Annotated in this window: 6 protein-coding genes; 4 read left to right on the plus strand and 2 right to left on the minus strand. The window is 46.0% G+C overall.

The genetic code is table 11. The features are described 5' to 3' along the window. Nucleotides 1-7,705, minus strand: a 7,705-nt coding sequence (locus HY811_00005; protein MBI4833193.1) for a hypothetical protein, incomplete at its 3' end; no start/stop codon positions are given. Between the two features lie 29 nt (nucleotides 7,706-7,734). Next, nucleotides 7,735-7,950: a YgiT-type zinc finger protein gene (locus tag HY811_00010; protein ID MBI4833194.1), complete on the minus strand. Its 216-nt coding sequence runs from the start codon at nucleotides 7,948-7,950 to the stop codon at nucleotides 7,735-7,737. Nucleotides 7,951-8,942: 992 nt separating this feature from the next. On the opposite strand from HY811_00010, the gene HY811_00015 reads away from it, so the two are divergent. From HY811_00015 to HY811_00030, 4 genes are all read left to right on the plus strand, one after another. After that, nucleotides 8,943-9,347 (plus strand): prepilin-type N-terminal cleavage/methylation domain-containing protein, encoded by a 405-nt coding sequence (locus tag HY811_00015; protein MBI4833195.1) that lies wholly within the window; start codon nucleotides 8,943-8,945, stop codon nucleotides 9,345-9,347. Next, nucleotides 9,344-10,060: a type II secretion system protein gene (locus HY811_00020; protein MBI4833196.1), complete on the plus strand. Its 717-nt coding sequence runs from the start codon at nucleotides 9,344-9,346 to the stop codon at nucleotides 10,058-10,060. Before HY811_00015 ends, HY811_00020 begins: the two co-directional genes overlap by 4 nt. After that, nucleotides 10,057-11,385, plus strand: a complete 1,329-nt coding sequence (locus HY811_00025) for a hypothetical protein (protein ID MBI4833197.1) — start codon at nucleotides 10,057-10,059, stop codon at nucleotides 11,383-11,385. The genes HY811_00020 and HY811_00025 overlap by 4 nt, the downstream gene beginning before the upstream one ends. 137 nt (nucleotides 11,386-11,522) lie before the next feature. Then, entirely contained in the window at nucleotides 11,523-12,872 is a 1,350-nt protein-coding gene (locus tag HY811_00030) for a hypothetical protein (protein MBI4833198.1), read from the plus strand. Nucleotides 12,873-12,874: the final 2 nt, after the last annotated feature.

Raw genomic sequence — 12,874 nt, forward strand, 5'->3', positions numbered from 1 at the left:
CCCAACCCGCTCCAACCCCGTAATCTATCTCTATCTTTACATTAGAGACCGCCGTTGATTTCGTCCATGTTATTACCGGATTTACATTCACCGTGAATACCTGGCCTCCAACCGGATATTGTAACGTTAATATACCTTTGATAATAAAAGCATTGCTATTATCAGATATATTCTGCCAATCTGTGCTGGCTGCTTTAATCAAGCAGTTAGATGATACGCGGTCAGGCACCGTCCATATATATGTATTCGTGCCGCTGATGTTACCGACATTTGTGCTCCCTAATCCTGAATCATCCATCTTGTACCATGGACCGCCTGCCCCTTCTGTAGAAAAGCTTAAAGCAACCTGGTTAAATGTGCTTGAGCCACCGGTAGATTTCCAAGTCACGGTTATTGGATTGCCGCCGTATTGCAATATTTGGGCTAACGTCGGCGTAATCACCTCCAAAACGCCTTTTATTTCAAACGAGCTGCCTTCGTTATAAACAGTGCCTTCATCTACTGAGTTGGTTATCTTCATTACGATATTATTAGAAATAGCATCAGGTATTGTCCAACTGGTCGTTTTATCCCAGGCTAATACATCCTTAATCCACTGCCAACCGCCAGCACCGACTTTGTAATATAGCTTAGCAGCCGTAAGATTAGTCCCCGTTACCAACCAGGTAACATTAATCGGCTGATCCACACCAAAAGTTCCGCCGACCGGGAAAGTGAGGGTTAAATCACCCCTTAGCTTAAAAGGATTATTAGAAAGGTCATAAGTATCTTCTGCCGGATCTAACGGAACTGAATCAGCAGCGTTCATAATCCGAACCGTAATCGTAGGTGTTACCGGCGAAAGCTTTGCATCTAAAGGAATCGGCCAGATATAACTTTGCGGACCGTCCCCTCTGACATCATTTACCAATATGTCGTTTACATCAGAAGCAAAATTATCCGTGGAATACTGAATCGTTACATTATAATCGCCGACCTGCGTCCACTGAATCGTCTGGTTTGAACCAACTTTCCAAACCTCTGTTCCAAGGTTCGGAGAATCAACGATAACTTTTCCGCGAACCTTGAAATTATTGTTGGAATAATCATTGATATTAATATCCGCTATATTCGTTGCCGAGATACGGACACCGGTCGAAAGCGCATTATTCGGCACCGACCAGCTATATCCGTATGTTCCTGAAGAACCGCAAACCACGTTATCAATAAGATTCCACGGACCGGCTAATCCATTAACCGAATAATACAATGACACCTGGTTAATAGGCCCGTTAACCGTCCAGGTAATCGGGAATTTTTGGGTTTGATACGTGACATCATACGCCGTAAAGACCTCCGTCCCATCATTAGGATAAATTACCGTAATCGAACCTTTTATCTTAAATGGATTGGCGGAAACTGAATAAACATCGTTCTTAAAATCGGTGCTGGCATCTTCCACGCGAATCTTTATCCTGTCGTTGGGGTCAGGAGTCAAATCAGCCGGAATCGGCCAGGAATAACCTGTGTCAATATCTACCGTTGTATTATAACTATTTACAATCGGTCCAATAATTGCCACGGTCGTTTCATAACCACCAAACGGCCCTGTTCCAGGATTCTTATCTGCATCCTTTAAATAATACAGGTTGACCGCGGTAATAACGCCAGTGGTTGTCCAGGTAATCGGCGTTGTATTACCAATCAAAAATTCCTGGCCTACATATTGACCGGGGTGGTCGTTTGTCAATTGTAACTTGCCGCGGATAATAAACTTCGGCGATATCGCTTCGACATCAGGGTCACCGCCTGCGATAAACGTCGCATCCCTAACCCTAATACGTGCGGTTAAGGTCGGCGTAACCGTTCTTGGAATCACCCAGGGAATGGTATCCGGAGGCGTTGCCTGCGAAGGCACCACGACAAACGGATAAGTAAGCCCATCATCCACTGAACATTCTATCCTGACATTGGTAATATTTCCTGTCCTAGTCCAGCTAATAGGCAGGCTGACATTTACATAATTGATATCATTAATCAACGGATTATCAACCTGCACCTTGCCGCATATTTTAAAGTATTTGGACGGGTCAATAATATATTCCGAATAAGGCTGCGTTCCCCCTTCAAGGGCGCGCAATGTCCTTATCCTCATCCTTACATCATAATTAGCGCCCAATGTTGAGGTAAGCGGAATATTCCAGGCTAAAGAAGTGCCGGTAAGGCCGGTAGCAATCAAAATAGTCGGTTCGCTACCGCCATCAAAAGTATCCCTATCCCATTCCAAAACTAATGGATTGGTCCCATCAGTCATGCCGGTATTAGTCCATTCAAGCAACTTCTGTGTCCCCACCACCCATTTCAAGTCACTCCAAACACCGGTTGAAGTATCAATGGTAAGCTTGCATCTAACCGTAAAGAGAGGAGAATTATTAATTATCAGTGGATTACCCGTTTCGTATATCCTGATTTTTCCCGTTGCGTCGGCAATATCGGCAACTTGAGGCGTCCACGGATGAATCCCGTCATTTGCCGTTCCTGCAACAACCGTTATTTCATCCCCGTCAAATGTCCCATCTTTAGCGTATTCAATGGTAACCGGACCTACTCCGCCTTCAGATGTCCATTCAATATTATACGGCGTTCCTACATACCATTTATCCGTTATAGTCGGGGTAAGTACGGTAATTGATTTCACTAATTCGTTACTGATAGTGAAATCGGCATCGGATAAATCCACCAAACCGTTATTCGTGGAAATATTCATCCGGCACTTGGTTGAAACCGTATCAGAAACGCTGTTCCAATCCCATGATTTCGAGGCAATATTTATTCCGGTTACTAATGGATGCCATGTCTGCCCGGCTTCCCCATATTCTGTATAATAACCGATATCCACGGTCGTGCCAGCTGAGCCGGAATAATCCCAGGTGACTCCACCCGGATAACTATTACCCGCGGTAAAACTTTCGCTACCATTAGGCGTTTTAACCTCAAAGTAAATATCACTGCAATAAACACTGTCTAACACCACTGGCTGCAACCCATTGGAAACAAGGTAAGCCCTAAACTTAAATGTTCCGGGATTCGTAAATGAACCCCATTTAGTCCTGTCTAAGTCACTAAGTAAATTAGTTCCGCTTGCATATGTAGGCGCGCCTCCCAAATTCTGCCATCCACCATTATAATACCACCAATTAGTCCCATTATCAGGCGAGAATTGGTATTTAACTACGCCCTGATTTCCCGCACCTAACACCTCGGAAACAGTAACCATGGCGTTCGCATACATCTGCCCGCTAATAGGCGTTACCCATGGCGTATTGGCCGCATAATAAGGCGTATGGCTTACGCGAATGCCCTCTAAACGCGGCGTATATTTCATGGTCTCTAAATTTAGAAACGCCTTGTATTGGAAGTATTTGCCCAAATTAGAACTACCATTACTCTTGGTAATTGACTGGCCTGTACCCACAGTATAATATGTATTAACCGTGCCGTCCGGCCCGACAAAACTACCAGGAGGCGGATTGGTGTCGCCTGAACGCACCTGGAATTTCAAGCTCAATGCGCCGTGTTTATAATGCGCAAGAACCTCTGCGGCGGACAAAGCTCGGTTATGCACCGCTACCTCATCAATATAACCATTAAACGCCCAAAGAGTCTCGGCATCTGAACCAATCCATATGGGATTAGCCCGGTTAGCCACACTACCGGAAAATGAAACTGCGCTGCCCGCTTCCCCATTACTATAAACAATAATGCGCATCCCATCGTAAACCAGGGCGACATGGTTCCATTTATTATTATTCAACGCCAACGGGCCGTAAGCAAAGGTTGACTTATCAATACCGTTGAATGATACCCAGCCAAACGGTATCCCATCTGCCCCAAGTCCCAGATAAAACTCGTTTTGGTCTATTCCATCTCCTTTGGCAATTACAGACTGTTGCAAAACATCGCCTGTTTTTATCCAAGCATCTAAAGTGATCTTATCCGTCCAGTTAAAAGAACCGGTATCCAAGACTTCTATATAATTATCCACGCCATCAAGCCCACCTGAATAACCGCCGAATCTATAGAAAGCGCTATTCGTAGTAGCTCCATTTTTAGCAGTGCCGTGATTATTTCCGCCCGATGCATCAACCACTTCATTAGCGGTCCCGTTCCACAAGGATTCATTCATGTGGTAAAGCCCAACCAGGCCGGAAGCCGATGTTAATTCATCACCGAAGTACTCATCCTCTGCCCATTTAATCTGGTTCCATTGGACAATGGCCCCCTCAAGGGTTGGATTAATCACAGGTGAGGTGTAAATACCTGAAGTCCTGTAGCCGACATGATTTTGTTTATATATCGCCACATCATCCAAGACTCCGTCAAATTTAGAGCCTACAAGCACCGGATTATTAGTCGGTTTTACGATAAACGCCTGATTATAAGAAGTTTCTTCTATGATTCCTACCCCATCCTGTGCGATTTCAAGCTTTATGGTCGTCCCGTCAAAACCGGCGGAAATATGATACCAAACACCATTCGTCCAACTGTTCTTACTGCTGGAAAAAGAATAAGGGTCAGAGCCATAGCGGAAGAGGTCGCCATCATCTATTATCATTCCGCATCCTAAATACAAGGCATCATCAAACCCGGTTGCAACAAATAAAGAAGAAGCCACTCCATACTGGCCTCCATTAGTTAAACCCAGCGCACCCAGTTCGGTGCCGGTGTTATAAGTCGGCTTCCAAATAGACCCGTCAAATTCTACAACCCGGGCGTAGTTGTAATCGGTAGTGAAACTCCGTTTCCGACCGCCAACTGCGTAGAGCTTGCCGTTAAAAACTCCCAATCCTTCAATATCATATGGATAACCCGGGCTGGCGTATGAAATTGCCCATGTCGCGCCATCGGTAGAGGCATAGATATCACCATCTCCTGCAGCGCCGCCGGTAGTATAAGGATATGAAGTGCCTGTCCCAGCATAGAGTTTCCCGGCATAAACAGCAAGAGAGTGGATTGTCCGCACATTCCCGGATACTAATACACGGTTCGCCCATGACTGGGTAGCCGGGTCAAAGGCAACCACATTGGCAAATCCATCCACTAACGCGGGTATGGCGCCTATGCCCACATATAATTTGTCACCAAATAAACAAAATGCTTCTACGTTTGAGTGTCTTGTAACATCGGTCTTTTCATCAAAGCCCTTACCTGCACCGCGCAATGCATCATCATCCTTACGCCAACCGGCTGTCGGGTTATAGACCCAGATATCCCCTTGGCCAGCTGTGGCACTGGTAAATCCGAGGAACAATTCGCCATTAAGGTCATACATCGCAGTAATCGCAGTATAACCGTAAGCAGCCGTAACCTTCTCCTCTAATCCCCTGCCCGCACCCAAACCCCATAACGCTATATCCGCATTATTATCTTTGTACCATGTGCCGGTCGCGCCATCTTGGATAAACAGGTCGGCATCATCCGCGGTTATGCCCATTCCGACCAAAAGGTCAAGGGTACCATCATTATTAAAGTCATAAACACAAGTTGAATAAATACCCTCATAGGTGCTGTCACTCTTGGTAAAAAATGCCGCATCTTCAGCCCAGACCGTCCCATCATAGTAATAAAGCCGCGGGTCGGGCAGGTTCGCAGCGTCACCGCTTACCCCTGCATAAAGCCGGTCTTTGTAAACCGCCATCGGTTGATGGACTATCCAATATAAATTATTAGGGTCGGTTAAACTGTCTAATCCGGACATAAATGTCCATGTCGGTGGCGGCGGGTCATTATCATAAAGGACAAGATCCAGTTTTCCGGTCGTCTTATTAAACCTGAGTTCATAACTGTCTTTTTTCCTGATAATAGACATCTGAACAGGGGCGCCGGCAGTAAAGTTATTGTCAAACTTCACCCATGCCTCCAGCCCTAATTCCTTTTTGAGAAGCGTATCGTTAGTATGGGTTACATAAAGATAATCATCTGTCCCGTCAAAACGCAGGCAGTTGCTGAATCCGGCTTTGCTTGCCTCTTGGGTCGGCTTGGCCGCGGCAACACCCTTGCCCAACCAAGCCGTATCTGAATTAGCGCCTTGCATGGCAGAATCATCTATCTTGTCGTCCCCTATAGCATCATCCATCTTCCAGAGAGCAACGATATTATCTTCATTGCCTGTACGCGGCGCGCTTCCATTATAGGTCGATAGTAATCTAATATAATCAGTATTCCAGACAGTTTGGCTATAAGTGCCAGCATCAAAATTGACCTGGGTATTGTCGCTATAAGCGCCGGGATTGACCGTGACGGTCTTTAATGCAGGAGTGGCATCGGCATTTGACGGCTTCTCCAAATAAGCCTTATACTGGAAATAGCGCCCGGTCCGGTTAAAACTAACACTGGCCGTGGGTAATATAGGGTCAGTATAATAGTCGCCGACACCGGTCGGACCGGTAAAGTTAATCCCGACGAAGTCGGGGTCATCTGAAGCACGCACCTGGAACTTAATCCCATAGCCATCTGTATAATATTTCCTGATTTCTGATTCCGTAAGTACCCGGGCCTTATACAAAGCAACCTCGTCTATAAAACCATTAAAGTATTGAGATGCCGGTGTCCTTAACCTGCCTATTTCCAAGGCGAAAGTCGCAGCGGTAATATCAATTATCGGGTCAATCGTCCCTGTCCCTACTAATTCACTATCCACATAGATAGATATTACATCAACATTACGGGTAACGGTAACATGATACCATTTACCCGATGTTAATGCTTTGGACGTGGTTATATCTGTATTAGCCACTTCGGTCGGGGCACCGGGGTCATCTACCCATAGGAGTGAAAAAGTAAGCATGTTAGTACTATCAACCCATAACTCCCAACCACGGTTATTAGCAAAAACCGCTCCATCATCGTTCCTTTTCTGGATAATGGTCTGGTTAACGCCAACAGTAGAAAGATTAATCCACGCTGATATGGTAAAATTACCTATTCCGAATTGCAGGTCTGCCTGGTCAGCTACGCTGACATACTGGCTGGATGCACTCACGAAATTGCCTGACTGATTAAAGACCGCGTTAGTGCTTGAGAATCCGATTCCTCCATTACCTGTCCCGTTATTAGCCGTGCCGGCGGTAGCGCTGTCGTTCCAGTTATTGTTCATATGCCAGATAGTTACCAGGGAAGTATCGTTATTAGGAACTTCTAAACGACTATCAGTCCACTGCAATCCGGTCCATGTCTGTGACGAGCCGTTATCAATTACCCGGCTGGTAAAGTCACCGGTCGGATAATATCCGCCGTTGGGCTGGCGTGCTAAGCGGACATAGGCGCCATCTGAATCAAAGGCATCAAGATTAGCGGAAGAATATCCTGCTTGTTCATAGCCGCGCGGGGCCGCGGCGCTGTTATCATCGTGGATAAAAGTATTAGCCGGCTGCTGGATAAGATGGGCAATACCAGTCGGGGTGACTACTTCAATATATGATTCCTTGCCAGGCTCAACCGTATAACCGCCCTGTGTCCCCGGGTCAAATTCCCAGGTAAAAACCAGGGCGTAAATAATAAGCGCGGTAGAGGCAACAATTACAACAGCCGGAAGAAGAGCACGCAGGATGCGGCCAAGACGGCTCGATTTCGGAATTCGGAATTCGGAATTCGGAATTCCGGATTCGCTATTCGTTTCGCTCCATCCTGTTTCGTCTTCTACTTTACGGTTTTTATTATCGTTCATTTCCTGTCTCCATCTGTGTAATCTGTGGCTTATCCCGCTATTGCTAATACCTTTCTAAAATCCTTATCCAGATGCTCCAGCAAACGCTGGATGGCATCTACCTCTTCCTCCTTGAAATACCTTGCCCCGCATGCCTGGCAGCCAAACGCCGGCACCCCTTCCAGGGATAACTGGTATCCATAACGGTTAATGGTATACCTGGACTTAATTTCCGCTATTTCGTGCCCGCAATTTGCGCATTTCATGTTTCTACCCTCCTTTCACACCTATAAACAATAGCAAATACCGTGCCAATTATTCATACAAGTAACAATTTTCCAATGAACACTAAACAATTATATGCGTAATCAACTCAAACCTTATTTAAATCATTTTCACTCTTGAAAAAATCGCAATCCCTTCTCATTGCTCATTGTTCACTGTTCATTCTACCCTTATTTCTGTTACCCTATAGTAACATTGTATTACCAAGCGGTTAATATCCATAAACCCGTTACATAACGGTAACATTTCAGGTAAATTACGGGAAAAGTCCGGATTTTTCCGTAACTCATAACCATTTGATTTATAAGGAATAATACCTTACGGGGGTACCTCCCCCCACCCCCCGCCTTACCGTACCAGGAAATAGCCAAGAGAATCCCCCTCCCGTAACCATTCTCCTGCCCCCGCCAAACAGCTCCCATATAGCCATGTAATAATTACCATATACTTACTAAAAGGTTACGGTATATTCCGCGAAAGATTACCCCGCTATAATTTGGAGGAAGCATCCCCCCTCCCAGAAGATTACATCGCTCATCACAAAAGATTACGGTATATTCCCCAAAAGACTATAGTAGACTCTCACAACGAAATTTCACTTCCCACTACCACCACTTACCGTTTCCCTGCTAAAAAGCCGATTAAAGACACTAAGAGCCTGTTTCACAACCTTCTTTTTTGTCATTCCTGCGGAAGCCCGCCTGACCGGACGGGCAGGCAGGAATCCAGGATCCCCCGTCTGGACTATAGTGACAGAAGGGGCGTTTATTTGTTATGAAATACGCTCTAAGATTACAAAGAACCTTCATCCCAATCATTGACAACCCGCTTGGCTAATTTAAAGAACAGATTAAATCATGTATTTTCCTGCAGTGAAACCGGAAGAAAAATTTACACAGAAATTAAATATTTCACTTGACATTACACTCTTTTTAGGATAAATTATTGTCAGGCTGAAAAGAAACGATGCGCTATGAATAGCTACGACTTAAACGAAAAGAATTTAAACGGGTTCACTTTAGTAGAACTCGTTTTAGCCATTGTGATTTTAACCATAGGCATCATGGCTCTCATGACAAACATCATGCCGGCGATGAAGTTGGAAGAAACCTCGCGGAGCTTTGACATTGCCAAATCTGCGGCAACCGATAAGCTGGAAGAAATCGCCGGATATGATTTTGACAGCATCTGCACCGTATATAGCGGCACCAATTTTGCGGCAAGCGAACTGGGCGATAACGCCGGTTATATCAGTATAGATAACTCCAATACGGAACTGCTCGATATAACCGTAACTATCAGCTGGTGGAGCGGGGCTTTTCCGAATACACCCTTAAGCTTACAGATGAAAACAATGCTCACGAGGTCAGACCAATGATTAAGAGTAAAACAAAATGCCGGGGGTTCACTTTGACGGAGTTGATCATCACCATGGTAATATTGGCCATTGTTTTAACTACGGTATTAACCATGCTTTTCCAAAGCCAGGAAAGTTTCGATTTTGCCAGCGCTAAGTCGTCTCTGGAAACACGCTCATCATTACTGATTGACCGGCTGACCCAGCACCTGCCGGAATGTAAAATAGTTTCAGCACCGGTTACCGGCACCCACCACGGTTCCATTACCATCCAGATACCTGTCTTGGTAACCGGCACTTACTGGTCTGCGGATGGCGCCTCCATTAACTGGGGAGCTAATAACCAACCGGGATGGACGATAACATACCAGTATGTCGTTTCAAACACTCTTGTTGAAGCTACAACCGGCTTTGATTATAATGGTGATGGCGACCTCGGAGAAACCTACGACTCCGGCGAAATCCAGATGGTCTTTAAGGATTCAGGCGGCACCGTGCAAGGCACTCACCCCATAGGCGCGGATATCGTCACGGTTCATACTGATTGGGAAAACGATTTAGACGGCAACGGCGCGCTTGACCCTATATTTTACCGTGTCGACCAATCAGGGAATGAAAACACGATTAACGGAAACAGGATTATCGTTAATTTCTATATGATTGCCATAGACGGAAAAGGACGTGTCATATTCATGAATAAAAAAGAATCCAGAACTTTGAGGAATCCGCAATGACGAAAAAAACTACTGGTTCGGCGTTATTCACCTCTTTGGTTGTTATTATCCTTGTTCTAGGCTTGGTTCTTGCATATATCGGGATGGCGGTCTCCCAAAACAAGCAATCCCTGCAAAGCGCCCAGTTTAATAATGTAAAACAAATAGCCAATGCCGGCCTGGAAATGGCACGCTTGGTGCTCCTTGCCGGACATACCAATAAATGGGATGATGAACTAACCGCCAGCCGTAATAATGAGCTATCATATAATCCAAACGATACGCCGATTAACGCCGGCACAAACCCTGCCATGTTCCAATGGGCGCGTGATATCAACTATAACGACGGCCGTTACTGGGTTATTATTTACGATAATAACGACGGCGACGGTAATCTGCTTGCCGATAAGGACGATAAGGTAAATATCAAGGTAAGGGGTTTTATTCCGAATTCTATCATAAACCCGAACATACCCAACGAAAGCATCATTGTCGCCATGCTGCGCTATAAACCGCCTCTTTACCAGCCGAATGCGGCAATAGTCTCAGGCGGCGACATGAAAATTAGCGGTAATCCTGAAATATTGGGCGATAATGGAACCGTCATAGTTAACGGCAGTATCGATATCGGCGGCAATGCAATCATAGCCCAGGATGTCTTAGCAACAGGAAACATCAATATTACCGGCAACCCTTCTATCGGCGGCGACCAGCAGGAATTCGCTCCCCCGCCGGACATCCCCCCGATAACCCCGTCCGATTATTATTCATACCGCGATTTCCGCCTTGCTTCAAACGGCAAAGTTTACGACACCTCGGAAACAATGGTTTGGGACACCATGGTTTCGGGTGAATACCAGGGGTGGCAGTATGATGGCGCGGGCAAATGGACTTTAAACGGTAATTCCGCTTCGAATTATACATATTATATAGAAGGCGATGTAAAGATTTCCGGAAACCCCGGTTTACCCGGTAATCCCTGGCGGACTACGTTGATTACAACCGGTTATCTTGATATCTCCGGAAGCCCCAAAGTTGCCCCAAATGAAGAAGGAACACTATATATTGTCGGGCGAGACGTAAAAATAAGCGGAGCCAATTACCAGCAAACAGAACAGGCACTGATTGCGGCCCATGAACAGGTAAATATCTCCGGCACATCCTCTTACCTGGGCTCAATACTTGCGGAAGATGCCGAAGACGTTTGCGACCTGGTTACCACGGCAAGCGAACTCTCCATGGATATAAGCGGAAACCCCTCTTTAACCTATAACGGCGCTTTAACTACCATACTAAAAGCAGGCGACCCGGTGGTGATAATATTGGGAAGAAAAGACGAGAAGTAATATAAGAAACTAACACGAATAAGACGAATGGAACGAATAGCACGAATTAAATTTCTTATTCGTGTAATTCGGCTTTATTCGTAAGATTCCTGTTAAGAAGTTTGATTTATGCAATATGATATAAAAGGGAGGTTGTTATGGTAAACAACGTTTCAGGGAATAGGGTCTCGCCCTGCACCAGAACGGTACAGGGCTCGGCGCTTTTCATCTCTTTAATCGTCCTCTTTATGGTCCTGGCAATTTCGGTTACTTATTCGGAACTCACGATTAACCAGAACAAAGCCGTAAACAGCACGATTAATTATGCAACCGCCTCGGAGACCGTTATGGCCGGTTTTGATATGACGAGAGTAGTTTTATCAACCGGACATGGCAACGGATGGGATGATGAACTAACCGCCAGCTATAATAACCTTGCTACTTATTCTGAAGGTGATGCCCCGCTGATGGTTGGGACATCTACCGCCGGATTCCAGTGGGCGCGTAAAATAGCCTACGAAGACGGCTGGTTCATCACGGAAATAATAGACAATGACGACGGAGACGGCAATATCCTGAATGATTTTGACAGCAAGATAACCATAAAGGTTACTTCAATGCTTCCGGACGGCTCAATAAGCGAAGTGCAGTCACTCGTGCGTTACCTCCCGCCGGTTTACGAACCGGATACGGCTATCGTAACCAACGGCACTCTCCAGCTTGACGGCAACGCCACGATTACCGGAACCAACGGAACCATTTACGCCAATGATGATGTTGAAATAAAAGGCTCTGCCGTGGTTTTGCAGGATGTCTATTCAACCGGGACAGTCACCGGAGACGAAAAAGTCGGCGGAGAATGTTACGAAGGCGCTGCTCCGACGGACGTCCCAGGAATCACACCATCTGACTATGCCAACCTCAAAGATTACCGCATGGCAGCCGACGGGAAAATATATACCGCGGCAGGCGGTTTAGTCGGCGACGCTACATCTGGACGGGTTTTGGGATGGGATTTTATCACCGCCGGGGGAAAGAACGAATGGAAATACAATGATAATATCGTGCATAACGGGACTTTTTACGTTGAAGGCGGAAGGGATGTCGATATCGCCGGTTCACCAGGCAGCATTGGCGTTCCCTGGCAGTTAACGCTCCTGGCAACCGGTAATGTAAAAATAACCGGCTCTCCTGTAATGATGCCGGATGAAACCGGTGTCTGCATCATGGCAGGCAAAGATATATCCTGTGCCGGCAATCTTACGGTCCTTAACGGTGTGGTCGGATGCCACGAGCAGATGGAAATATCCGGTTCAGTCAATATCCAGGGAAACCTGGTCATCGAAGACGCCATCGATTCCGCCGGCAGCCTGGTAACGCTTAAACCGAATGCATTTGACGTAGCCATCGGCGGCTCGGCTACGATTAATTATAACGGCGGCTTGACAACCTTCCTGGAAGCCGGCGACCCGTGCCTGAGAATAATGGGGTTAAAAATAATAAGATGAAT

The organism is Planctomycetota bacterium (assembly GCA_016207825.1).
Classification (GTDB): Bacteria; Planctomycetota; MHYJ01; order JACQXL01; family JACQZI01; genus JACQZI01.

Coding starts and splice junctions, on each gene's coding strand:
- HY811_00010 (MBI4833194.1), bottom strand. CDS start 7,950: ATGAAATGCGCAAATTGCGGGCACGAAATAGCGGAAATTAAGTCCAGG.
- HY811_00015 (MBI4833195.1), top strand. CDS start 8,943: ATGAATAGCTACGACTTAAACGAAAAGAATTTAAACGGGTTCACTTTA.
- HY811_00020 (MBI4833196.1), top strand. CDS start 9,344: ATGATTAAGAGTAAAACAAAATGCCGGGGGTTCACTTTGACGGAGTTG.
- HY811_00025 (MBI4833197.1), top strand. CDS start 10,057: ATGACGAAAAAAACTACTGGTTCGGCGTTATTCACCTCTTTGGTTGTT.
- HY811_00030 (MBI4833198.1), top strand. CDS start 11,523: ATGGTAAACAACGTTTCAGGGAATAGGGTCTCGCCCTGCACCAGAACG.